The 23543-nt window shown below is 70.4% G+C and carries 20 protein-coding genes; 15 read left to right on the forward strand and 5 right to left on the reverse strand.

Going from position 1 to position 23543, the window contains the following annotated elements; translation table 11 throughout:
• Positions 1-8 precede the first annotated feature (8 nt).
• From ACYVBN_RS04815 to ACYVBN_RS04845, 7 genes are all read left to right on the forward strand, one after another.
• The gene (locus tag ACYVBN_RS04815) at positions 9-785 is read left to right on the forward strand and encodes a ribonuclease HII (RefSeq protein ID WP_460599799.1); all 777 of its coding nucleotides are present in this window, start codon (positions 9-11) and stop codon (positions 783-785) included.
• Between the two features lie 64 nt (positions 786-849).
• On the forward strand, positions 850-1155 hold the full coding sequence (locus ACYVBN_RS04820; RefSeq protein WP_440282798.1) for a DUF2469 domain-containing protein: 306 nt from the start codon (positions 850-852) through the stop codon (positions 1153-1155).
• A 102-nt stretch (positions 1156-1257) separates the two neighbouring features.
• Positions 1258-1686 (forward strand): YraN family protein, encoded by a 429-nt coding sequence (locus ACYVBN_RS04825; RefSeq protein WP_460599519.1) that lies wholly within the window; start codon positions 1258-1260, stop codon positions 1684-1686.
• 136 nt (positions 1687-1822) lie between these two features.
• Entirely contained in the window at positions 1823-3355 is a 1533-nt protein-coding gene (locus ACYVBN_RS04830) for a YifB family Mg chelatase-like AAA ATPase (RefSeq protein ID WP_460599520.1), read from the forward strand.
• Positions 3352-4557, forward strand: coding sequence for a DNA-processing protein DprA (gene dprA / locus ACYVBN_RS04835; protein WP_460599521.1), 1206 nt, complete (start codon positions 3352-3354; stop codon positions 4555-4557). The genes ACYVBN_RS04830 and dprA overlap by 4 nt, the downstream gene beginning before the upstream one ends.
• Before the next feature lie 73 nt (positions 4558-4630).
• A complete protein-coding gene (locus ACYVBN_RS04840) occupies positions 4631-5554 on the forward strand; it encodes a tyrosine recombinase XerC (RefSeq protein ID WP_460599522.1) in 924 nt (307 codons plus the stop codon).
• A gap of 115 nt (positions 5555-5669) precedes the next feature.
• Positions 5670-6548 (forward strand): DUF3152 domain-containing protein, encoded by an 879-nt coding sequence (locus tag ACYVBN_RS04845; protein WP_460599523.1) that lies wholly within the window; start codon positions 5670-5672, stop codon positions 6546-6548.
• Positions 6549-6562: 14 nt separating this feature from the next.
• Here the strand turns inward: ACYVBN_RS04845 and ACYVBN_RS04850 are convergent, their stop codons facing one another.
• Both ACYVBN_RS04850 and ACYVBN_RS04855 read right to left on the reverse strand, forming a co-directional pair.
• Positions 6563-7057 carry a M23 family metallopeptidase gene (locus ACYVBN_RS04850; RefSeq protein ID WP_460599524.1) on the reverse strand — a complete coding sequence of 165 codons (495 nt, stop codon included), beginning with the start codon at positions 7055-7057 and terminating at the stop codon, positions 6563-6565.
• Between the two features lie 93 nt (positions 7058-7150).
• Positions 7151-8326, reverse strand: coding sequence for a pyridoxal phosphate-dependent aminotransferase (locus ACYVBN_RS04855; RefSeq protein ID WP_460599525.1), 1176 nt, complete (start codon positions 8324-8326; stop codon positions 7151-7153).
• Between the two features lie 305 nt (positions 8327-8631).
• Between ACYVBN_RS04855 and rpsB the strand changes: the two genes are divergently transcribed.
• Positions 8632-9504 (forward strand): small ribosomal subunit protein uS2, encoded by an 873-nt coding sequence (gene rpsB, locus ACYVBN_RS04860; protein ID WP_460599526.1) that lies wholly within the window; start codon positions 8632-8634, stop codon positions 9502-9504.
• A gap of 133 nt (positions 9505-9637) precedes the next feature.
• Positions 9638-10465, forward strand: coding sequence for a translation elongation factor Ts (gene tsf / locus ACYVBN_RS04865; protein WP_440283567.1), 828 nt, complete (start codon positions 9638-9640; stop codon positions 10463-10465).
• Between the two features lie 166 nt (positions 10466-10631).
• On the opposite strand, the gene ACYVBN_RS04870 is transcribed toward tsf, so the two are convergent.
• Positions 10632-11828, reverse strand: coding sequence for a glycoside hydrolase 5 family protein (locus ACYVBN_RS04870; protein ID WP_460599527.1), 1197 nt, complete (start codon positions 11826-11828; stop codon positions 10632-10634).
• Between the two features lie 96 nt (positions 11829-11924).
• Here ACYVBN_RS04870 and ACYVBN_RS04875 point away from each other — a divergent pair, with 96 nt between their 5' ends.
• From ACYVBN_RS04875 to acs, 6 genes are all read left to right on the forward strand, one after another.
• A complete protein-coding gene (locus ACYVBN_RS04875) occupies positions 11925-13121 on the forward strand; it encodes a sensor histidine kinase (protein ID WP_440283565.1) in 1197 nt (398 codons plus the stop codon).
• 25 nt (positions 13122-13146) lie between these two features.
• Entirely contained in the window at positions 13147-13902 is a 756-nt protein-coding gene (locus ACYVBN_RS04880; RefSeq protein WP_440283564.1) for a LytR/AlgR family response regulator transcription factor, read from the forward strand.
• Entirely contained in the window at positions 13899-14342 is a 444-nt protein-coding gene (locus tag ACYVBN_RS04885; protein ID WP_440283563.1) for a DUF485 domain-containing protein, read from the forward strand. Before ACYVBN_RS04880 ends, ACYVBN_RS04885 begins: the two co-directional genes overlap by 4 nt.
• Positions 14339-15916, forward strand: coding sequence for a sodium/solute symporter (locus ACYVBN_RS04890; RefSeq protein ID WP_440283562.1), 1578 nt, complete (start codon positions 14339-14341; stop codon positions 15914-15916). The genes ACYVBN_RS04885 and ACYVBN_RS04890 overlap by 4 nt, the downstream gene beginning before the upstream one ends.
• Positions 15917-16044: 128 nt before the next feature.
• Positions 16045-16641, forward strand: a complete 597-nt coding sequence (locus ACYVBN_RS04895; RefSeq protein WP_460599528.1) for an acetate uptake transporter family protein — start codon at positions 16045-16047, stop codon at positions 16639-16641.
• 10 nt (positions 16642-16651) lie between these two features.
• A complete protein-coding gene (acs, locus tag ACYVBN_RS04900) occupies positions 16652-18619 on the forward strand; it encodes an acetate--CoA ligase (RefSeq protein WP_460599529.1) in 1968 nt (655 codons plus the stop codon).
• Between the two features lie 63 nt (positions 18620-18682).
• Here the strand turns inward: acs and ACYVBN_RS04905 are convergent, their stop codons facing one another.
• Both ACYVBN_RS04905 and ACYVBN_RS04910 read right to left on the reverse strand, forming a co-directional pair.
• The gene (locus ACYVBN_RS04905) at positions 18683-21718 is read right to left on the reverse strand and encodes an alpha-mannosidase (RefSeq protein WP_460599530.1); all 3036 of its coding nucleotides are present in this window, start codon (positions 21716-21718) and stop codon (positions 18683-18685) included.
• Positions 21719-21755: 37 nt separating this feature from the next.
• Positions 21756-23441: an APC family permease gene (locus ACYVBN_RS04910; RefSeq protein ID WP_460599531.1), complete on the reverse strand. Its 1686-nt coding sequence runs from the start codon at positions 23439-23441 to the stop codon at positions 21756-21758.
• Between the last annotated feature and the right edge of the window lie 102 nt (positions 23442-23543).

Raw genomic sequence — 23543 nt, forward strand, 5'->3', positions numbered from 1 at the left:
CCGCCCGCATGACCTCCCGCACGACGCGCACGACCACGCCGTCCCGCAGCAGCAAGCCGAGCCTGCGGGTCGAACGAGCCCTGCAGCGTGACGGCTACCGGCTGATCGCCGGCATGGACGAGGTCGGCCGCGGTGCGCTGGCCGGGCCGGTGTCGGTGGGTGTGGTGGTCATCGACGAGCGGACCCGCACCGTCCCGCAGGGCGTCAAGGACTCCAAGCTGTTGTCCCCGATGGCGCGGGAGCGGATGGTGCCGGCAGTGCGCCGGTGGGCCACCGACTACGCCGTCGGCCACGCCAGTGCGCAGGAGATCGACGACATCGGCATCATGGCGGCGCTGCGTATGGCGGGCACGCGTGCCCTGGCCGCGCTGCGCGTCATACCCGATCTGGTGGTGCTGGACGGCAATCACGACTGGCTGACCGACCCGCAGCGGGACGGCCTGCTGGCGTTGCTCGACGCACCCGGCGCAGGGCCGGCGACGCCGCCGGTCACCACGATGATCAAGGCGGACATGAAGTGTTCGTCCGTCGCGGCTGCCTCGGTGCTGGCCAAGGTGGAACGCGACGCGATGCTCGTCGGCTTCCACGATGACTTCCCGCAGTACAACTGGGCCGGCAACAAGGGTTACTCGGCACCCGATCACCTGGCGGCGCTCGAGGCGCACGGACCCTGTCCGTTGCATCGCCGGTCGTGGCGTCGCTGCAACGGTGAGCCGCTCGTGCCGGAAGCCGCCGCGGCGGGTAGCGTGGATGACGTGGGACCGGAGAAGGAGCGGGCGTTGTGAGCGAGCGCAGCGAGCGACCGATGGCACGGGCGCACCTCGACACCCGAGGCGCGAGGGGGTCGAGGTGAGCGCCGAGGACCTCGAGAAGTTCGAGACCGAGCAGGAACTCTCGCTGTATCGCGAATACCGTGATGTGGTCAGCCTGTTCAGCCACGTCGTGGAGACCGAACGCCGCTTCTACCTGTGCAACGACGTCGATCTGCAGGTCCGCGGCGAGGGAGCCGGCGTCTACTTCGATCTGCGGATGAACGACGCGTGGGTGTGGGACGTCTACCGGACCGCGCGGTTCGTCAAGAACGTCCGGGTGATCACCTTCAAGGACGTCAACATCGAGGAGCTGCCGCCGCGGGAGATCGAGCTTCCCGACTGAGCCGGCCGGTTGTGCACATCCCTTTCGCCGTCCACAGGGCACGACGACGGGCGTGGTGCGTCACCAGTGCACGGCACAGGCTGGTGCCGGAGGTGATGCCCGATGGCAACCATGCACGACACCGGCAGCCGGGAGCCCGAGCGCAGCAAGGAGCCCGAGCGCAGCAAGGAGCCCGAGCGCAGCAAGCTCGGGCGGCGCGGTGAGGAGGAGGCGGCACGCTACCTGCAACTGCAGGGGCTGACCGTCATCGCACGCAACTGGCGGTGCCGCGAGGGAGAGATCGACATCGTCGCCCTCGACGACACCGGCGATTGCCTGGTCGTGGTCGAGGTCAAGACCCGCACCAGTGAACTCTTCGGCCGGCCGGTCGAAGCGGTGACACCGGTCAAGGCGCGCCGCTTGCGGGTCCTGGCGGCCCGCTGGCTCGCCGACCACCCGATCCACACCTCACGCGTGCGGATCGATGTCATCGGCATGCTGTGTCGTCCGGGTGCCGACGTCCAGATCGAGCACCTGCAGGACGTCGCATGAGATCCGCCCGAAGTTCTCCCCCGCTCCGTCACCCCACGAAGTTCTCCGCTCGTACCTCGCTCCGATACTTCGCGGGGACCCCGACTCGCCCCTCCGATACTTCGCGGGGACCCCATTCGAATCGCGGTGGTTTCGTATGGTTTTAGGGCGCACCCGCAGCGTCGGGGTCACCGGCATCCACGGGTGGGTCATCGATGTCGAGGCGGACGTCGCACCCGGCCTGCCTGCGTTCGTCGTCAGCGGTATGCCGGACGCTGCCTGCAAGCAGGCGCCCGACCGGATCCGGGCGGCCGCCAAGAACTGCGAGCTGGAATTGCCCCGGCAGCGGATCACGGTGAACCTCTCGCCGGCGTCGCTGCCCAAGCACGGCTCGGGTTTCGACCTGGCGATCGCCGTCGCGACGCTGGTCTGTGGCGGCACGATCAGCCGTGCCCTGGTCGAGGGCGTGGTCCATCTGGGCGAGCTCGGCCTGGACGGCACCGTGCGCGCCATACCCGGTGTGCTGCCGGCGGTGCTCGCCGCCGTCGACGCGGGGACGGCACAGGTGGTGGTGCCGGTCGCGAACGCCGCCGAGGCCGCGTTGGTGCCGGACATCGAGGTCGTGCCGATCGACAACCTGGCGGCGTTGGTGCGGCGCTACAGGTGCCTGGCCCGGCGGCGGCCGCTGCCCGAGCCGCCGCCGGTGCCGTCGCGAGCGGCGGTCACGGCTTCGCCTCCGGACCTGGCCGATGTCGTCGGGCAGGACGAGGCCCGCTACGCGTTGGAGGTCGCCGCAGCGGGCGGTCACCACCTGGTCATGGTCGGCCCACCCGGGGCCGGCAAGACGATGATCGCCGAACGGCTGCCAGGGCTGCTGCCCCCGTTGACCCGCGAGCAGGCGCTGGAGGTCACCGCCATCCATTCGGTGCTCGGTGCGTTGCCGGACCAGGTGCTGATCGAGCGGCCGCCCTTCGTCGCGCCACACCACGGCGCCTCCATGCCCGCGGTCGTCGGTGGCGGATCGGGTCGGGTGCGGCCGGGTGCGGTGTCCCGCGCCCACCGCGGCGTGATGTTCCTCGACGAGTGTCCTGAGTTCCGGCGCGACGTGCTGGACGCGTTGCGGCAACCGCTGGAGTCCGGGATCGTGCACGTCGCACGCGCCGACCACGTGGTGACCTTCCCGGCCCGGTTCCAGTTGGTGCTCGCCGCGAACCCGTGCCCTTGCGGACAGAACTACGGCAAGGGGTCGAGGTGCACGTGCGCCCCACAACGCCGACGGGACTACCTCGGGCGGATGTCGGGCCCGTTGCTGGACCGGGTCGACGTCCATCTCACGATGCTGCCGGTGACGCGGGCCGCGCTGGCCGGGCCGCGCGGGGAGAGCAGCGCCCAGGTAGCAGTGCGCGTCGCGGCGGCCCGGGCGCGACAGGCCGCTCGATGGCGGGAGATCGGCCGCGCCCGCAACAGCGAAGTGCCCGGCTCCATCCTGCGATCAGGTCGGTGGCGACTGCCCGGTGACGTGACTCGGGGGCTCGACCGAGCGATGGAGGCCGGCGCGCTCACCTTGCGTGGCTACGACCGTTGTTTACGGGTCGCCTGGACCATCGCGGACCTCGACGGCGCCCCGCGGCCGGAGTTCCGGCAGGTCGAGGAAGCCCGTGGGCTGCGCTCGACGGGAGCAGCGGCATGAAGACCACAGCGAGTTCTCCGCCCACACCTCCCTCCGATACCTCGCGGGGACACCCGACGGACGGTGCCCGGTCACAGGTCCGGGAGGAGGAGCTGCGGGAGAGCCGAGACGCGCGCCTGGCCGTGCGTCTGGCCCTTGCCGCGACCGTGGAGCCGGAGGACCGGACCATGACGCCACGGTTGCGCGGGCTGGACCCGTTCACCGCGTGGGAGCTGGTGCGGACCGATGCCGGCGGCAAGTTCACCCGTGCGGCGGCGCGCCTCAAGGCGCTGCGGCTGGGGCCGCTGGTGGAGCGCACTCAGCAGTTGGGCGCCCGCCTCGTCATACCCGGCGACGACGAATGGCCCGCGGGCGTCGATGATCTGGACTCGCCGCCCTACTGTCTCTGGATCGCCGGGAACGTCTCGCTCGCCCAGACGTGCGAGCGCAGCATCTCGATCGTCGGCGCGCGCGCAGCCACGCCCTACGGCACCCAGGTGGCGGGGGAGTTCGCGCACGGTCTCGCCGAGCGGGGTTTCACCGTGGTGTCCGGCGGTGCTCATGGGATCGACACCGCCGGGCACCGCGGCGCCCTCGCCGCCGGCGGTGTGACCGTCGCCGCGATGGCCTGTGGGATCGACATCGCCTACCCGGTCGCCAACACCCGGCTGCTGCAACAGATCGAGCGGTCCGGCGTGATCGTCACCGAGTTGCCCCCGGGTTCGGCGCCGCAGAAGCAGCGGTTCCTCTCGCGCAACCGGCTGATCGCGGCGATGACCCCGGGAACCCTCGTGGTCGAGGCAGGTCTGCGCAGCGGATCCCGGTCGACCGCGACGGCCGCGGGGCGGCTGGGCCGGCTGCTCGCTGCGGTGCCCGGGCCGGTGACCAGCCCCGCCAGCGCGGGCCCGCATCAGCTGATCCGGGACTGCGGGGCGACGCTGGTCACCGATGTGGACGAATGCGCCGAGCTCTTCGGCGCGATCGGGGACGACCTCGGGCCGGTCAAACGTGCCGAGCCGACCGTCACCGACCGGCTGGACGAACCGGACAAGCGGTTGCTCGACGCCATGCCGGTGATGCGCGGCACCACCGTCGCCAAGCTGGCGATCAGCGCCGGCCTCACCGCACGGGAGGTGACGCGGGGGCTGGCGGCACTGCACGCCGCCGGGTTGGTGGAGCGCATCGAGTCCGGCTGGCGCCGCTCCACCGCGGACCCGGCATGATCGTCCCGGCGCCGCCGGCACGGCGTGTCGATGCCCGCTCGAGTAGCAGGCCCGCGGCTAGCCTGGACATGTCGTGAGCAACGAGAGCACGCTCCCCGGCCGGCCGATCGTCGCCGGTTACGAGCGACACCTGCGATCCGAGCGCGGTCGTTCCCCCCACACCGTGCGCGGATACCTTGCCGACCTGCACGACCTGGCCGACCACCTCCACGCGGCCGGCGTCGACTCCTGGGACGACGTCACCCTCGCCGACCTGCGATCGTGGCTGGCCGCGCTGGACGCAGCCGGAGCCAGCCGCGCGACCCTGGCCCGCCGTTCGGCGGCCGCACGCGGTTTCTTCGCCTGGGCGTCCCGGACCGGTGCGGTGTCCCGCAACCCGGCACAGCGGCTCGTCGCACCGAAGCGGGTCGCGTCGCTGCCGGACGTGCTCCGGCAGGACCAGGCGGCGGCCTTGCTCGACCTGGCCGCGGTGGCCGCCGACGACGCCGACCCGGTCCATCTGCGCGATCGCGCGATGCTGGAGTTGCTGTATGCCGGCGGCATCCGCGTCGCCGAACTCGTCGGACTCGATGTCGACGACGTGGACCGCGGTGACCTGGTGATGCGTGTGGTCGGCAAGGGCGACAAGGAGCGCACCGTGCCATTCGGGCGCCCGGCGCTCGAGGCGGTGGAGGCATGGCTGCGGGCGGGGCGTCCGCACCTGGTCGTGCCCGGGTCCGGGCCGGCGTTGTTCCTCGGCGCTCGCGGCCGGCGGGTGGACCCGCGGGTCGTGCGGGAAGTGGTCCACCGATTGCTGCGGGAGACGCCGGGTGCGCCGGACCTCGGACCGCACGGGCTGCGACACAGCGCCGCGACACACCTCGTCGAGGGCGGCGCCGACATCCGGCTGGTGCAGGAACTCCTCGGACACGCCAGCCTGGCAACCACCCAGGTCTACACACACGTGTCGGTCGAGCGGCTGCGCCGCTCGTTCTCGCAGGCGCATCCTCGTGCCTGACCCGTCGACCCCGCAACCTCGCGTCCGCACGCGACGCGAGTCGCGCGCCGATGCCGGCGCGCACCGCTGCGGTCAGTCGCGTGCGGGACGCCACGCAATGGGGTCTACTTCCGCTATGCACGGTTCCCCTCCGACGCGCGAGGTCCGGTTGATCCGGACGATCCTGATCGCCGCTGTCCTGTTGGCGCTACTGAGTGCGTTGTCGGGATACCTGCTGCACGGCCGCGGCCAATCTGCCGGTGCCAGCTCCGGTAGCCCCGTCGGCGGATCGGCGGCGGCGACCCAGCCGCCGTCCGCGGCGACGCCGACCGCTTCGGCGCAGCCGTCCGCGGCCGCCACCGGTTCGGCGCACTCGGCGACGACCGCCACCGCGGCCATGACCGCGGCGCGGGCCACGAAGACGCCCGCGTCCAGCGTCCCGGTCGCCGTACCCGCCACGGGCGACGGCACGTTCACGCCGGTGCAGGTGCCACAACGCACCAGCGCCAAGACCGGCCGGGTGGTCACCTACCGGCTCAACGTCGAAGGCGGCATGCATGTCGACACCAGCGCGCTCGCCCGCACACTGGGCGCGGCGTTGCTGGACCGGCGCGGCTGGCAGGCCGTGGATCACGTGCGGTTCGTGCAGGTGACTCCGGCGCAGCTGGCCAAGGGCACCAAGGCGCAGCTGACCATCAGCGTCGCCAGCCCGCACCAGGTCGACAAGCTGTGTGCGCCGCTGCCCACCCACGGCGGCACGTCCTGCGCGACCGGGCAGCACGTGATCCTCAACTACAAGTTGTGGGCCGACGGTGTCGTCTACTTCAAGGGCAAGCTCGCCGAATACCGCGAGTACATGGTCAATCACGAGGTCGGTCACGCACTCGGCCACGGCCATCAGCTGTGCTCCGCGAAAGGCGCCTACGCGCCGGTGATGCAGCAGCAGACGCTCGGCCTGCAGGGCTGCAAACCCTGGCCCTGGCCCAAGCGCCCGGACGCGCACGGCACGGCGTAGGACGCATCGGGTCCTCACCCCAGCGGTAGCAACCGCACCCGGCGGTCCTCCACCAACGTCAGCGGATCCCGATAGGCATCCGCACCGACCAGCAGTCCCCAGTGCAGGCACGGCGTCGTGCCGCAGTGGCCGCCCGCGGCCAGCGAGCCGATCGGCTCGCCCCGGGCTTCCACCGTGCCCTTCGGGTCACGGTCGTCCACCGGCTCGTACGTGGTGCGCCTGCCGTCCGGATGTTGTATGGCGACGACTCCCCGCCCGGCGATGACGCCCGAGAACGACACGGTCCCGGCACCCGCGGCCAGCACCGGTTGTCCCTGCGTGCCCTGCAGGTCGACGCCCCGGTGCCCGGCGGCCCACGGCTCCGGCGGCGCGTCGAAGGGATGCACCACGGCGGGCCGGGGTCGCAACGGCCAGCCGAAGGTGCCGGTCGGCGCCGGTTGCGCCGACCCGCCGAACGCCGCCGCCACGGCACTCGCGAATGCGATCACACCCGGCCAGCCTGTCGTCATACGAGCAGAATGCGGCGGGTGCGCGGCCGGTGTGCGTCGCCGACCGTCCACCTGTGGACGGACCGGCGCAGCACCGGGGGATGTGGAGGCGGGTCAGCGTGAACCGAGCGAGGCCACGCGGGTCGCGGCCTCGGTGAGCACCTGCGGCTGCTTGCAGAACGCGAACCGGACCAGCGTGCGTGCGATGTCCGCGTCGTCGCAGAACACCGAGACCGGCACGCCGACAACGCCGCACAGCTCCGGCATCCGCCAGCAGAAGTCCACCGCGTCCGTCGCGCCGAGGGCGCCCAGGTCGGCCACCACGAAGTAGGTGCCCTGGGCGCAGCTGACCGGCAGGCCGGCATCGCGCAGGCCCGCGGTGAGGATGTCGCGGCCGTGCTGCATGGTCCGAGCGAGCGAGGCGAAGACCTCGTCCGGCATCCGCAGGCCGTGCGCGATGCCGGCCTGGAAGGGGCCGCCGGCGGCATACGTGACGAACTGCTTGACCGAGGCGCAGGCCGTCACCAGATGCTCCGGTCCGGTCAACCAGCCGATCTTCCAGCCGGTGGTGGCGAACGTCTTCCCGCCGGAGCTGATGGTGAGCGTGCGCTCGAACATGCCGGGCAACGTCGCCATCGGCACGTGCAGCGCTCCGTCGAAGGTGAGGTGTTCGTACACCTCGTCGGTCACCACGATCGCGTCGTGCTCGCGCGCCAGGTCCGCGATCAACTCGAGTTCGGCGTGGGTGAAGACCTTTCCGGTGGGGTTGTGCGGGGTGTTGAGCAGGACCAGGCGGGTGCGTGGCGAGAACGCCGCCCGCAGCGACTCCTCGTCGATCGCGAAGTCCGGGAACCGCAGCGGGCTGGTGCGGCGGACCGCACCTGCCAGCGCGATGGTGGCGGCATACGAGTCGTAGTAGGGCTCGAAGGTGACCACCTCGTCGCCCGGCTCGCACAGGGCGAGCACCGCAATCGCGATCGCCTCCGTGGCGCCGACCGTCACCAGCACCTGCCGGTCGGCGTCCAGCGACAGGTCGTAGAACCGTCGCTGGTGGTCGGCGATCGCCTCCCGCAGCGGCGGGAGTCCGCGGGCCGGTGGGTACTGGTTCAGCCCCTCGGCGATCGCGTCGCGCGCTGCCTGCAGCACCGCCTCCGGCCCGTCGGTGTCCGGGAAGCCCTGGCCCAAGTTGATCGCGCCGGTGCGGGTGGCGAGCGCGGACATCTCGCCGAAGATGGTGGCGCCGAAGCCCTGCATGCGTGCGATCAGTGGGTCGCGGGTCGGGACAATCATGCTGCCGATCGTATGACGGCAGGCCCGGGCGGCCGGCCGATTCGCGGCGCCGCGCGGTTGTCCCGTATCCTGGAGGCACGACTCGTGTGCGTTGCTGTCAAGGTCTTCCGAGGTTGTCCGCTCGCGGGTCGAATTCGCGCGTCTCACACCGGCAGTTCGATGTATGCCGGGGTGGATCCGCCAGTCCGGCCGGCTCAACCCTGAGCAGGTCGGTCCGGACCCATCGGGGCGCCAGGTTCGCGGGTGCGCCCTACCGGCGTCGTCCGCGATGACAACTGGAAACCCATCTCAGAAAGGACTTCGGCATGGCCGTCGTCACGACCCGTCAGCTCCTCGAGAGCGGCGTCCACTTCGGGCACCAGACCCGTCGCTGGAACCCCAAGATGAAGCGCTTCATCCTCACCGAGCGCAACGGCATCTACATCATCGACCTCCAGCAGTCGCTGACCTACATCAACGACGCGTTCGAGTTCATCAAGCAGACCGTCGCCCACGGCGGCACCATCCTGTTCGTCGGCACCAAGAAGCAGGCGCAGGAGTCGATCGCCGAGCAGGCCACCCGCGTCGGGATGCCCTACGTCAACCACCGTTGGCTCGGCGGCATGCTCACCAACTTCAACACCGTCCACAAGCGCCTTGCCCGCCTCAAGGAGCTCGAGGAGATCGACTACGACGACGTCGCCGGTTCCGGTCGCACCAAGAAGGAACTCCTCGTCCTCAAGCGCGAGAAGGACAAGCTGGCCCGCACCCTGGGCGGCATCCGCGACATGGCCAAGGTGCCCTCGGCCGTGTGGGTCGTGGACACCAAGAAGGAGCACCTCGCGGTCACCGAGGCCCGCAAGCTCAACATCCCGGTCATCGCGATCCTGGACACCAACTGCGACCCCGACGAGGTCGACTACAAGATCCCGGGCAACGACGACGCGATCCGTTCCGTCACGCTGCTGACCCGTGTTGTCGCCGACGCCGTCGCCGAAGGCCTGATCGCCCGCTCCGGTGGCGGGTCCGACGCCGCCGAGGCCTCCGAGCCGATGGCCGAGTGGGAGCGCGAGCTGCTGGCGTCCGAGGACGGCACTGCGCCGGCCGCTGAGACGCCCGCCGAGGCGCCGGCGGTCGAGACGGCCGAGGCTCCGGCCGAGGCCGCCGCGGAGACCACCGCGCAGACCACCGAGTCCTGACCGGTCACCCGCCCGCATCGGGTCGTGCGCGCACGACCCGATGCGGGCGGGTCCTCCGTATGCCGCGACGCCCGCGCCATACGTCCCAGATCTTCCGTTTCACAGTTCATTCGCGAAGGAGCGAAGCACACACATGGCCAACTACACCGCTGCTGACATCAAGGCGCTGCGCGAGCAGACCGGTGCCGGCATGCTCGACGTCAAGAAGGCGCTGGACGAGGCCGACGGCGACAAGGCCAAGGCCACCGAGATCCTGCGGGTCAAGGGCCTCAAGGGCGTGACCAAGCGGGAGGGCCGCACGACCGCCAACGGTCTGGTCACCGCACACGTCGACGGCACCGCCGGCACCCTGCTGGAGATCAACTGCGAGACCGACTTCGTCGCCAAGGGTGAGAAGTTCGTCGAGCTGGCCGACAAGGTGCTCGCGCAGGCTGTGGCCGGCAAGGCCACCGACGCCGAGGCACTGCTGGCCTCCAGCGTCGACGGCGGCACCGTGCAGGACCTCATCGACCAGGCCGGTGCCACCATCGGCGAGAAGATCGAGGTCCGTCGCGTCGGTCGCCTCGAGGGCGAGAACGTCGTGTCCTACCTGCACAAGACCAGCCCCGACCTGCCCGCGCAGATCGGCGTCCTGGTGGCGACCAAGGGCGGCGACGCCACGGTGGCCCGCGACATCGCGATGCACATCGCGGCGTTCAGCCCGACGGTGCTGAGCCGCGACGAGATCGACGCCGAGGTGGTCGAGAACGAGCGTCGCGTCGCCGAGGCGACCGCCAAGGAGGAGGGCAAGCCCGAGGCCGCCCTGCCCAAGATCATCGAGGGCCGCGTCAACGGTTACTTCAAGGAGAACGTCCTGCTCGAGCAGGCGTTCGCCAAGGACTCCAAGAAGACGGTCGCCAAGGTCGCCGAGGAGGCCGGCGCCGAGGTCAGCGGTTTCCTGCGCTTCAAGGTCGGCATCTAGACCCCACGAAGTTTCTCCTCCCGCTTCGCTCGTCCGGATACTTCGCGGGGACCGCGAGCGGGGCGGTCTGACCGGTTGCTTCACTGAGCGGACACATCAAGCACTGAGCGGACACGGAATCCTCCACGGATTCCGTGTCCGCTCAGTGCATTCCGTGTCCGCTCGATCAGGGTGTCGCGGGCGTGATCACCGGTGGTGCGAACCGACCGTCCGGTCGCTCGCCGAGCGCCACCCAGTCGCGGTGGAAGTCACTGCCGGGCGCGACCAGGTGCCGTGCCGACGGATCGGCGACGATGTCCGCCGGCATCGAGATCGCCTGTGAACGCACGTGATCGGTATGCCGAGCCGCCTCGATCGCGTCCCGCAGCGCATGCGCCGCCGGTGTGGCCTCGTGGTCGACGGTGAACAGCCCGAGGTCGTACTCCCGCTCGGGGAAGTCGACCAACCGCCGGTCGATGTCGTGTGAAGACCACCAGGTGATGCCGGTCAGTGTCGGGACGGCCGCGACGGCCTGCACGGTGCGCATGACGAACTGCGGTGCGGCCTCGCGCGGCACATCCGGCAGCGGAGCGCCGACCTCCTGCAGCCACACCGGCCGGTCCGGGGCACCACACGCGCCGGCCAGCCGGGCGAGGTAGGCGGCGTGGGAGGTCGTCGCCGGACCGAGGGGGCCGTCCACCCGTGACGTGCCGTTGAAGACCCACGAGTGCACCGATGACACGTCACCGAGCGTGGTCACGTCGGCCGCGGAGAACGGGTGGTCCGGTGCGTAGAACGCGTCGTCGAAGAGCGAGTGCACCACCCGTTGATCCGCCCGGGCATGCTGGCGTATGGCGCCCAGCAGTTCCTGCGCCCAGGCGGTCGACTGCGGGATCGTGGTGGCGTTCGCCGGCCACAGGTTGTTGACCTCGTTGCCGAGGGTGAACGCGAAGACGTTCGGCTCCGGCGCCAGTGCCCCCACCAACTGCTCGACATACCAACGCAACCCGTCGCGTGCGTCGCGGTCGGTGAAGATGCTGCGCTGATGCCAGGTGAGCACCCACGACGGCAGGAAGTCGAAGCTCGACAGGTGGCCCTGCAGCAGATCCACGCAGACGTCCAGACCGCGCTCCGCGCCCAGGTGTATGACGGTTCGCACGTCGGCCACGGCACGGGCCCGCACCTGGGCACGGTTCGGCTGGATCCACGGCCACACCGGGAAGATCCGCACATGGTCCATGCCCAGCGAGGCGAGGTCGTCCAGATCGCGCGCGACGGCGTCGCGGTCCAGGTCCAGCCAGCTGTGGAACCAGCCCCGCGAGGGCACGTAGTTGGCGCCGAAGCGGAGGGTGCGGCGCGTCGCCGGCGATTCGTGATCGGACACGCAGGCGACTCTAGCCAGCCGATCCGCGGGCAGCCGGCCGAGCCGGTGCCAGGGGAAGCGGTCCCCGACAGCCGCCCGTGCTCTACGGTTTCGTCCGTGAGCAGCTTGGCCGTCCCGGCGCTGATCGCCGTGATCCTGGTGCTGCCGGTCGCGGCGCTGTGGTGGTGGGCCCGCCGGCACCGCGGTATGGGCAGCGAGGCGGACCGCGCGACCTTGCGCACCTTGCACGAGGCGAACCGGGCCGCCCGACCGTTGCGTGAAGGTCTCACCGAAGCGTCCGCGGAACGCGCGGTCCGGTCGCTGCGCCCGCTGTTGACCGCACCGGCGGTCGCGCTCAGCGACGGGCACTCGGTGCTGGGCTGGGACGGTCACGGGCAGACCCACCGGGACGACGTGCTGTCCGCCGCGACCGCGCTGCTGCAGGACGGGCGGGCGCGGGTCGACCGGGTGGTCTGCACCGATCCGGCGTGCCGGCTCCGCGACGTCATCAGCGTCCCCTTGGTCGTCGACGGTTCCGTGGTGGGGACGCTGCACGCGCTGGTGACGGCGGCCGGTGCACCGGTCATCAAGGCGACCCACGAGGTGGCCGACTGGGTCAGCGGCCAGCTGGAGCTCGCCGAGGTCGACCGGCGCCGCTCCGGACTGGCCGAAGCCGAGCTGCGTGCGCTGCGGGCGCAGATCTCGCCGCACTTCATCTACAACGCGCTGACCACGATCGCGGCCTTCGTGCGCACGGACCCGGACCGCGCCCGTGAGCTGCTGCTGGAGTTCGCCGACTTCACGCGCTACTCGTTCCGGCGACGCGGCGAATACACCGCGCTGGCCGACGAACTGCAGTCGATCGAGCAATACCTCACCCTCGAACGGGCCCGCTTCGGCGAGCGCCTGCGGGTGACGTTGCGTGTCGCCCCCGACTGTCTGACGGTGATGGTGCCGTACCTCTCCCTGCAACCGGTCGTCGAGAACGCCGTGCGGCACGGCCTGGAGCCGAAGGCCGGTCCCGGGGAGGTGGTCGTGGAAGCCATCTCCGACGGTGTCGACGTGCGGATCACCGTGGAGGACAACGGGGTCGGAGAGGATCCGGACCGCATCCAGCAGGCGCTGGACGGTGTCACGCAGGCCGATTCGATCGGTCTGTCCAACGTCGACATGCGGCTGCGCGCGACGTTCGGTGAGCAGTACGGCCTGGTGGTCGAGACCGCACCCGGTGCCGGTACAAAGGTGCTGATGCGGGTGCCGCGGTTCGCCGCCAGGGCCCACCCGAACGACGGAGTCGCGCACTACGGGTCCTGAACGGCCGGCTGCATAGACTCCTGGGATGGATGCCGTGCCGGATCACCTGCGGGTGCTCGTCGTCGACGACGAGCCCCCGGCGCGTGGCGAGCTGGCCTACATGATCGAGCAGCTCGACCCGGGCGCCTCGGTGCACGCCGTCGGTTCGGGCGTCGAGGCCCTGCGCGCCCTGGAGACCACGTCGATCGATGCGGTGTTCCTCGACATCGCCATGCCGGGACTGAGCGGCCTGGACCTCGCCCGGGTGCTCGCCCGTTTCGAGCGGCCGCCGGCGGTCGTCTTCGTGACCGCCCACGACGCGCACGCGGTCGAGGCGTTCGAGCTGGACGCGGTCGACTACCTGCTCAAGCCGGTCCGGCCGGCACGGGTGCAGGAGGCGCTGCGCCGCGTACTCGCCCACGACGCCCCGCCCGCGCCGCCGGAGGACGACCCGACCATCCCGGTCGAGCTGGGCGGTGTCACCCGATTCGTGCGCCGCTCGGACGTCCACTTCGTCGAGGCGCACGGCGACTACGTGCGGTTGCACACCGGCGAGGCCACGCACCTGGTGCGCTTGTCGCTCGGCACCCTCGAACACGACTGGGCCAGTGCAGGGTTCCTGCGCATCCACCGCAGCTACCTGGTGGCCACCCGGCACATCACCGAGTTGCGCCAGCACGACCAGCGCAGCGTGGTGGTGATCGACGGTCACGAACTCGAGGTCAGCCGCCGCCGCAGCCGCGAGTTGAAGGACGTGTTGCTGCGCGGGTCGGGGGAGCAGCGCCGGGAGCCGCGATCGTGACCGCAGCCGACGGCCCCGCCCCGCGGCATCGCCCCGACGGACCGGGGCCGCGGGTCCGGGTGCAGCGTCGCCGCAACGCGGCTGCGGACGTGGCCGCGATGAGCCAGGAGATCGACGCGCAGTCGATGCTCGGGGAGGCGTTGCTGCGGTCGCTGATGCGTGCCCAGTTGCGGCTGGCCGCGGTGGTGCTCTTCCTGCTGGCGGTGACGCTCGGCTCCCTGCCGCTGGCCTTCGACGTGCTGCCCGGCATCCGCCGGCTGCACGTGGTCGGCATACCTCTGCCGTGGCTGCTGCTCGGTGTGCTGGTCTATCCCGTGCTGCTCGGCCTCGGCTGGTTCTACGTGCGCTACGCCGAACGCAACGAGGCCGGCTTCATGCGGCTGGTCGGGCGGCCCGGCGCGGGCACAGCGGGCCCGGCGGGCACAGCGGGCGAGCGATGAATGCCGCTGTCGGTCTGACAGCGGTCCTGGCGGTCTCGCTGCTCACCCTGGGCATCGGCGTCTTCGGTGTCCGGGTCTCGCGCACCACCAGCGACTTCTACGTCGCCTCCCGCAGCGTCGGGCCGGTCGTCAACGCCTCGGCGATCGGAGGCGAATATCTCTCTGCCGCCTCGTTTCTCGGTGCTGCCGGCCTCATCCTGGCGCACGGCGCCGACGCGCTGTGGTACCCCGTCGGCTGGACCGCCGGTTACCTCGTCCTGCTGGTGCTGGTCGCCGCCCCGTTGCGTCGCTCGGGCGCCTACACGCTGTCCGACTTCGCCGAGCTGCGGCTGGAGTCCCAGGCGGCCCGCAAGGTGTCCAGCGTGGTGGTGGCACTGATCGGGGTGCTCTACCTCCTGCCGCAGTTCCAGGGCGCCGGCATCACCTTGCGCACCCTCGTCGGAGCGCCGACGTGGACCGGTTCGGTGCTCGTCGCGGTGGTCGTGCTGGTGATCGTGCTGTCCGGTGGCATGCGCTCGATCACGGTGACGCAGGCGTTCCAGTACTGGCTGAAACTCACCGCGTTGATCATCCCGGCCGCCGTCCTGCTGGCCCACTGGCATCGAGCGGGCGGCCCGGCGCCGCACGAACTGCACGTGTCCGACTGGGTCGAGCCGATGCAGGGCGAACACGCCACCTACTTGGTCTATTCGCTGATGCTGGCGACCTTCCTGGGCACGATGGGACTGCCGCACGTCGTGGCCAGGTTCTACACCAACATCGACGGACGCGCCGCCCGGCGCACCACGCTGGGCGTGCTCGGCCTGCTGAGCCTCTTCTACCTGATCCCCACGGTGTATGGCGTCCTCGGCCGCATCTACAGCTTCCGCCTGATCGCGTCCGGGCGCACCGACGCGGTGGTGCTGGAGCTGCCGACCGACATGCTGCACGGTTTCGGCGCGGACCTGCTCACCGGGCTGCTGGGCGCCGGGGCGTTCGCGGCGTTCCTGTCGACCTCGTCCGGGCTGGCCGTGTCGGTGGCGGGCGTGCTCAGCCAGGATGTGCTGCGCGGCCGATCGGACCCGGTCCGGGACTTCCGCCGCGCCACCGCGCTGGTCGTCTCACTGACATTGGTGCTGCTCGTGGTCTCCAGCGGGGTGCCGGTCGCCCGCGCGGTGGAGCTGGCGTTCGCGGTCGCGGCCTCGACCTTCTGTCCCTTGCTGTTGCTCGGCATCTGGTGGCGTGGCCTCACCGCCCCCGGCGCGATCGCCGGCCTGGTGGTCGGCGGCGGCACCTGCACCGCCGCGGTCGTCACCGCGCTGGCCGGCTACCACGCACCCGGACTCGCCGGTCCGCTGCTGGCACAGCCGGCCGCGTGGACCACCCCGCTGAGCCTGCTGGTGATGATCGGCGTGTCGCTGGCCACCGCGGACCGGCGTCCGCCCAGCGTCATGCGCACCATGGTCCGCCTGCACACCCCGGAGCACCTCGACGTCGACCGGGGCAGCTTCGACCCCGAGCGCGGCGCGGGATCGGCCACCGACGCACCGACCGTTCGGCCCGGTGCAGCGACCGTTCGTCGCGGCCGGCGGTGACGTCCGGCGACCATGTGACTCCGCTCACATCATGGAATCCGTCATGGCCACCGCGGCTCGGCTGATGCGAGAAAGCTGGTGACACACGGTGTGTGCCGTGACCATCGCCCGACGTCAGGAGTTCTTCCATGTCCGAGACGACCACCCGCCCGGCACCGGGCGCCCACCTGGCCGATCCGGCCGCACTCGGCCTGGGCGCCTTCGCCCTGACCACGTTCGTGCTGAGCGTCGTCAACGCCGGCATAGTCCCCTCGACCGTGGAGCCCGTGGTGTTCGGTCTCGCCTTCGCCTACGGCGGCGGTGCGCAGCTCGTCGCCGGCATCTGGGAGTTCGCCAAGGGCAACACCTTCGGCGCCACGGCGTTCTGCTCGTACGGCGCGTTCTGGCTGTCCTTCTGGTGGCTGACCGGGCACACCGACCTGTCCGGCGCCGGCTCGGACGTCAACAAGGGCCTGGGCGTCTACCTGCTCGCCTGGGGCATCTTCACCCTCTACATGACCGTCGCCTCGCTGCGGGTCAGCGGCGCCGTGCTGGTCGTCTTCATCCTGCTGACCATCACCTATTTCCTCCTGGCCTTCGGTGAGTTCGGGAACAGCAGTGGATTGACCAAGACCGGTGGCTATGTTGGGTTGTTGACGGCGATCGCCGCTTGGTACGCATCGTTCGCGACGGTCGCGAACTTCACGTTCAAGCGCTCCGTGCTGCCGACTTTCCCGTTGAGCTGAAGGAGCACACATGAGTGACACACCGACCGAGCCCACTCTGTCCAACCTGCTGCACGAGACCCGACGGTTCGAACCCCCGGCCGACCTGGCGGCCGCCGCCAACGTCAAGGCCGACGCGTATGACGCGGCTGACGCCGACCGGCTCGGGTTCTGGGCGAAGCAGGCCGAGCGGCTCACCTGGGACACGCCGTTCGAGGAGGTCCTCGACTGGTCCAACCCGCCCTTCGCGAAGTGGTTCGTCGGCGGCAAGCTGAATGCGGCATACAACTGCCTCGACCGGCACGTGGAGGCCGGTAACGGCGAGCGCGTCGCCTACTACTTCGAGGGCGAGCCCGGGGACACCCGCACCATCACCTACGCCCAGCTCAAGGACGAGGTGTGCAAGGCCGCCAACGCGCTCATCGAGCTCGGCGTCAAGACCGGTGACCGGGTGGCCATCTACATGCCGATGATCCCCGAGACGGTCATCGCGATGCTGGCCTGCGCCCGGCTGGGCGCGCCGCACACGGTCGTCTTCGGCGGCTTCTCGGCCTCGGCGCTGCGCGACCGCATCATCGACTGCGAGGCGCGCATCGTCATCACCGCGGACGGCGGCAACCGCAAGGGCAAGCCGTCGGCGCTGAAGCCGGCCGTGGACGAGGCGCTCACCGAGTGCCCGGACGTGCGCAACGTGCTGGTGGTCAAGCGCACCGGCCAGGACATCGACTGGACCGAGGGCCGCGACCTGTGGTGGCACGACGCGGTCGACAAGCAGTCGCCCGAGCACACCCCGGAGGCGTTCGACGCGGAGCACCCGCTGTACGTCATGTACACCTCGGGCACGACCGGCAAGCCCAAGGGCATCCTGCACACGACCGGTGGCTACCTGGTCGGCACGTCATACACGCACTGGGCCGTCTTCGACCTCAAGCCGGAGACCGACGTCTACTGGACCGCGGCCGACATCGGCTGGGTCACCGGGCACTCCTACATCGTCTACGGACCGCTGGCCAACGGCGCGACGTCGATCATGTACGAAGGCACGCCGGACACCCCGCACCCGGGCCGATGGTGGGAGATCGTCGCCAAGTACAAGGCGACGATCCTCTACTGCGCCCCGACCGCGATCCGCACCTTCATGAAGATCGGCGCGGAGGTGCCCGCCGAGCACGACCTCACCTCGCTGCGGCTGATCGGTTCGGTCGGTGAGCCGATCAACCCCGAGGCCTACGTCTGGTACCGCGACACCATCGGTGGCGGCAAGACGCCGGTGGTCGACACCTGGTGGCAGACCGAGACCGGGATGATCATGATCAGCCCGCTGCCGGGCGTGACCAGTGGCAAGCCCGGCTCGGCGATGAATGCATTGCCCGGTGTCGTCGCAGATGTTGTGGACGACGCGGGTGAGTCGGTGCCGGACGGCTCGGGTGGCTACCTGGTGCTCAGGGAGCCGTGGCCGGCGATGCTGCGGACCGTCTGGGGCGACGACCAGCGCTACATCGACACCTACTGGTCCCGTTTCCAGGGCGTCTACTTCGCCGGTGACGGTGCGAAGAAGGACGAGGACGGCGACATTTGGGTGCTCGGCCGCGTGGATGACGTCATGAACGTCTCTGGGCACCGGTTGTCGACGACCGAGATCGAATCCGCGCTGGTGTCGCACCCGAAGGTCGCCGAGGCAGCGGTCGTCGGTGCGTCCGACGTGACCACCGGTCAGGCGGTCGTCGCGTTCGTCATCCTGCGTGCCAGCGCGGGCGGCGGGGGAGACGACGTGGTGAACGAGCTGCGCAAGCACGTCTCCTCCGAGATCGGCGCGATCGCCCGTCCGCGCAGCATCCTGGTCGTGTCCGAGCTGCCCAAGACCCGCTCGGGCAAGATCATGCGGCGGCTGCTGCGTGACGTGGCCGAGCACCGCGAGGTCGGTGACGTGACCACGCTCGCCGACGACTCGGTGATGGGCGCGATCGAGCAGGGCATGAACGCCTCGAGCGAGAGCTGACCGCAACCGGGCAGAGCACCCGAACGGGTGGCCGGCGCTGCGCCGGCCACCCGTTCGCGCGTGTCAGCGCCGCAACCGGAGGCTGAGCAGCTGGAAGGGCCGCAGCCGGACGGTGATCGAGCCGTCGCGCGTGTCGAGCCCGTCGGGCTCGACCTGATCCTCCAGGAGATCCACCTGCACCACCTCACGGACCGCGAAGGTGGGCTGGATGGTGACCGCGGTGCGTGCGCCGCGCGGTTCGTAGAGCCGGACGATCACATCGCCCGATCCGTCCTCGGCCGGCTTGACGGCCTCCACCGCGGCGGTGCCGCCACCGAGCAGCACCAGCGGCTCGACGGGTGCGCCGGTGATCCGGCGCTCGGGCAGATTGATCCGATACCCGGCCCGCACCGCGTCCAGCACGTGGGGGGCCACGACGAGCGCATAACGTCGACGGTGCCGTCCCTGGTCGGTGCGCGGGTCGGGGAAGCGCGGTGCCCGCAGCAGGGACAACCGCACCGTCGAGAAGGTGCCGCCGCCCGGCGACTCGTGCCGGGTCACCTCGTGGCCATAGGTCGCCGAGTTGACCACGGCCACACCGAACCCCGGCTCCGCCAGGTGCACGAAGCGGTGCGCGCACACCTCGAACCGGGCCGCGTCCCAACTGGTGTTGGTGTGCGTCGGACGCCGCAGGTGCCCGAACTGTGTCTCGTATGCCGCCTCGGTGGCGTGCACCTCGACCGGCAACGCCACCTTCAGCACCGTCTCCCGCTCGTGCCACTCCACCTCGATGGCGCAATCGAGCTGGCGGGCACCGGGACGCAGCGTCATCGTCTGGGTCGCGGTCGAGGCGCCGAAGACGCGACGCACCGTCACCACCGCCGCACCGTCGGCGTCCACGGCGACCTGCAGATCGTCCACGTCGGTCAGATCCCGCACCGTGTTGCGGTAGAACTCGTCGAGATCCCACGCATCCCACTTGTTCGGGAAATCCTGGTGCAGCTGCAGCAGATTCGCCGCGGTGCCCTCCGGTAGGACGTCCCGACCGCCGGCCAGATCGACGAGGGCGGTCACCAATCCGCGGTCGTCGATCGTCACCTGCAACACATCGCTGGTCAACACCAGCGTGCCACCGGCACGCTCCACCCGGACCGCCCGGTCCGCGGCCGTCCCCACGGCCGTCCCCGCGGCCGGCACGGTCGCGGCACCCAGAGGTGGCACCCCGGAGACCTCGAAAGGCGTTGCGTTCACGACGATCTCGTCGTCACCGTGGCCCGCCAGCAATGCCAGTCGGCCGGTGATCAGCTCCTCGAGCTCGGCCTCGGCGGCGGCGTAGTTGTCGGCCGCCTCCCGGTGCACCCAGGCGATCGAACTGCCCGGCAGGATGTCGTGAAACTGCTGCAGCAGCACGACCTTCCACAACCTGCCGAGCTGCTCCACCGGGTAGTCCGCCAGTCCGCGCACCGCAGCGGTGGTGGCCCACAGCTCCGCCTCACGCAGCAGGTGCTCGCAACGCCGGTTGCCCTCCTTGGTGCGGGCCTGACTGGTGTAGGTGCCGCGGTGCAGCTCCAGGTAGAGCTCACCGACCCAGACCGGCGCGTCGGGGTAGTCGGCCTCGGCCCGGGCGAAGAAATCGGCCGGCGCCTCGATGGTGACCTGCGGCGATCCGGCCAGGTCCCCGGTGCGTGCCGCGCGCTGCAGCATCTCGCGGGTCGGGCCGCCACCGCCATCGCCGTACCCGAACGGCACCAGTGAGACGTCCGTCGCGCCCTTGTCACGGAAATTCGTTGCCGCGTGGGCGAGTTCACGTCCGGTCAGCTCGGCCGTGTAGGTGTCGACCGGCGGGAAGTGGGTGAACACCCGGGTGCCGTCGATGCCTTCCCAGCGGAAGGTGTGGTGCGGGAAGACGTTCTGCTGGTTCCAGCTGATCTTCTGGGTCAGGAAGTGCGTGCAGCCGGCCTGCCGGACGATCTGCGGCAGTGCGGCGGAGTAACCGAACGAATCCGGCAGCCAGACCTCGCGGCAGGTGATGCCGAACTTCTCCCGGAAGTAGCGCTGTCCCAGCAGGAACTGCCGAACCATCGCCTCACCGCCGACCATGTTGGTGTCGGACTCCACCCACATGCCACCGGTCGGCACGAAGCGGCCGGCCGCCACGTGCTGTGCCAGGCGCTCGAAGACCTCCGGCCGGTGCTCCTCGAGCCACTCGTACTGCTGGGCGCTGGACATCGCGTAGACCAGCTGCGGGTGCTCGTCCAGCAGCTGGGTGACGTTGGCGACGGTGCGGGCCACCTTCCGGACCGTCTCCCGCACCGGCCACAGCCAGGCGGAGTCGATGTGCGCGTGTCCGACCGCGCTGATCCGGTGGCCGGTGCCGCCGGCCCGCCGGGCCAGCAACGGGGCCAGTTCCGTCGCCGCCGCGCCGGCCGTGCCGGACACGTCGGCCAGGTCGAGCCGATCCAGCGCGCGCCCCATCCCGAGCAGCAGTTCGGTCCGCCGGCCGTCCTCGGCGGGCAGCTCCCGCATCAGGCCGTCCAGCACGTCGAGGTCGGCCACCAGCTCCCAGACCGCGGTGTCCCGCACGCACAGCTGTGCCCGCGCCAGCCGGTAGAGGGGCCGGTCACCGGCCGAGGACTTCTCGCCGAGCTCGGTCGGCAGGAACGGATGCGCTTGCAGCAGCAGGGGATTGGCGGCCGCTTCGACATACAGATCGATGGTGTTGCCCGGTTCGACCGGGATCCAGCCGTTCATCGGGTTGAGGCCCTTCACGACGCTGCCGTCCGGGCGATAGGCGAGCCCCTCGGCCTGGAAGCCGGACGAGTGCGGCGCCCAACCGAGGTCGACCACGACCTCGTGCGGTCCCGCGTCGTCCGCGGGTGGCACCGTCCCCGTCAGGTGGAACCACGTGGTGCCCCAGGCCGGTCCCCACGCGGCACCGATCGGGAAGGCCTCGTAGTGCGCTCGCAGCGCCTGCGCCGGGGCGACCGGCTCGCCCCGGCCTCCGCCGACGTGCCAGGCGCCGACCGTGAGGTCGGCCACCGGCCGGTGCACGGCCGGGCGCAGCCGTTCGGTGAGCACACGGGTGATGCGGTCTTCGATCAGGCTGCGACGGTCGTGCACGGGCAGGTTGCTCCCTCGGGTGCGTCGGGGTGGTGGATCACCGGGTCTGCGGGTCCACCGTGGCGAGTATGTCGGTGTCGTCACCCGCGCGGCTCTTGAGCACCGACAGCAGCCGGTCATGACCCCGCAGGTAGGCGGTGCCCGCGCGCACGCCCCACCCGTAGAGGACCAGCGACCCGGCAGCCACCAGCACCGAGTCCCACGGTTGCGCGATCGTGCCGGTGCCGCCGTAGTTGCCGATGGCCGCGATGCCGTAGGTCAGCACCAGGTAGACCACCAGCCAGATGCCGCCGCTGACATCGCCGGGATCGCGCTGGCCGCGCACGAAGGAGACCGCGAACCACACGAGGCCGATGGCGATCGGGACCAACGTCTTCAGCAGGGTGTCCCACGCGGTCCACAGGATCACCAGCGAGCTGATCATGAAGGCCAACGGCGCGACGACCCGCATGCCGCGCAGCCGTTGGGCGCGACCGCCGAGGTCGACGTTGCGGAAGACCAGCAACGACACGGACCCGATCGAGAAGGTCATCGCCACCAGCGCACTGAGGACGACCACGATGTCGTGCCAGCTGGGCAGCAGCACCATCATTGCGGCACCGAGCACGAAGTTGACGAACATCGCGATGACCGGCACACCGGTCTTGTCGCTGACCTTCATCACGGCGCGCGGGAAGAAGCCGTTCTTGGCCAGGCCGAAGACGTTACGCGCGTTCGCCGCGGTGAAGACGATGCCCGAGCCGGAGGGCGAGATCGAGGAGTCGGCCACCAGCAGCCAGGACAGCCAGGTGAAACCGAGCATCTTCGCCACGTCGGCGAACGGCGAGTCCAGGTTGACGCCGTGCCACCCGCCGGCCGCGGCGAGTTCGCCACCGGGCAGGGAGCCCAGGTAGCCGATCTGCAGGCCGAGGTAGAGCAGCACGCTGAAGAAGATCGTCACCACCATCGCTCGCGGTATGTCGCGCCGGGCGTTGGCGGCCTCACCGGACAGTTCGATGACGTTGCGGAAGCCGGTGTAGGCGAAGACGAGGCCGCCGGAGGCGATGGCGCTGAACGCCGCACTGATGCCGTATGGCGCGAAGCCGTGCGCGGACACGTTGTGCGAGAGACCGCCGGCCTTGCTGCTGGCACCGAACCCGCTGGCGAGCAACAGCAACACGGTGATGATCGGGATGCAGATCTTGACGGCGGTGACGATGTTGTTGGAGCGGGCGAACCACTTGACGCCGAAGTAGTTGACCACGACGAACAGTGCCATCAGCAGCACCGCGACGAGCGTGCCGAGCGTGGTGAGTTCGCCCGCGCCGGAGTCGTACACGCCGTGCCACCACTTGGAGGCGTACTGCACCACGGCGGCCGCTTCACTGGGCGGGTTGGCGACATACGCCAGCCACATCGCCCAGCCGACGATGCTCGCCGCCAGCCGGCCGTTGGAGTAGAGCGGGTAGCGCACCAGGCCGCCGGACTCGGGGCGGACCATGCCCAGTTCGGCGAAGACCAGGGCGATCATCAGCATCAGCGCCCCGGCGATGACCCAGGCGATGATCGCGGCCGGACCGGCGGTCTGGGCGGCATACATGGAGGAGAAGAGCCAGCCGGAGCCGATGACGCTGCCGACACCGGCCGCCATCAACGACCACAGGCCCAGTTCTTTGCGCAGCTTGCGGTCCTCGTTGTCGGCTGCGCCTTGGCGGGAGAGTTCGGTCTGGGTATTCGCAGACATTCCAGCCAGTATGTATCCCCAACGTGTCCGATGGGTCCCACGGGGACTGCCCGGTCATCAGGCGGACGGTGGTTCTGTGGCAGGATCTATCGACCGCTACAC

The sequence above is a fragment of the Flexivirga lutea genome (genome assembly GCF_054778955.1).

What these genes read in the sequence shown, in the direction of transcription:
- ACYVBN_RS04815 (WP_460599799.1), top strand. Translation starts at nt 9, where the DNA reads ATGACCTCCCGCACGACGCGCACGACCACGCCGTCCCGCAGCAGCAAG.
- ACYVBN_RS04825 (WP_460599519.1), top strand. Translation starts at nt 1,258, where the DNA reads ATGGCAACCATGCACGACACCGGCAGCCGGGAGCCCGAGCGCAGCAAG.
- ACYVBN_RS04830 (WP_460599520.1), top strand. Translation starts at nt 1,823, where the DNA reads ATGGTTTTAGGGCGCACCCGCAGCGTCGGGGTCACCGGCATCCACGGG.
- dprA (WP_460599521.1), top strand. Translation starts at nt 3,352, where the DNA reads ATGAAGACCACAGCGAGTTCTCCGCCCACACCTCCCTCCGATACCTCG.
- ACYVBN_RS04845 (WP_460599523.1), top strand. Translation starts at nt 5,670, where the DNA reads ATGCACGGTTCCCCTCCGACGCGCGAGGTCCGGTTGATCCGGACGATC.
- ACYVBN_RS04850 (WP_460599524.1), bottom strand. Translation starts at nt 7,057, where the DNA reads ATGACGACAGGCTGGCCGGGTGTGATCGCATTCGCGAGTGCCGTGGCG.
- ACYVBN_RS04855 (WP_460599525.1), bottom strand. Translation starts at nt 8,326, where the DNA reads ATGATTGTCCCGACCCGCGACCCACTGATCGCACGCATGCAGGGCTTC.
- rpsB (WP_460599526.1), top strand. Translation starts at nt 8,632, where the DNA reads ATGGCCGTCGTCACGACCCGTCAGCTCCTCGAGAGCGGCGTCCACTTC.
- tsf (WP_440283567.1), top strand. Translation starts at nt 9,638, where the DNA reads ATGGCCAACTACACCGCTGCTGACATCAAGGCGCTGCGCGAGCAGACC.
- ACYVBN_RS04880 (WP_440283564.1), top strand. Translation starts at nt 13,147, where the DNA reads ATGGATGCCGTGCCGGATCACCTGCGGGTGCTCGTCGTCGACGACGAG.
- ACYVBN_RS04890 (WP_440283562.1), top strand. Translation starts at nt 14,339, where the DNA reads ATGAATGCCGCTGTCGGTCTGACAGCGGTCCTGGCGGTCTCGCTGCTC.
- ACYVBN_RS04895 (WP_460599528.1), top strand. Translation starts at nt 16,045, where the DNA reads ATGTCCGAGACGACCACCCGCCCGGCACCGGGCGCCCACCTGGCCGAT.
- acs (WP_460599529.1), top strand. Translation starts at nt 16,652, where the DNA reads ATGAGTGACACACCGACCGAGCCCACTCTGTCCAACCTGCTGCACGAG.
- ACYVBN_RS04910 (WP_460599531.1), bottom strand. Translation starts at nt 23,441, where the DNA reads ATGTCTGCGAATACCCAGACCGAACTCTCCCGCCAAGGCGCAGCCGAC.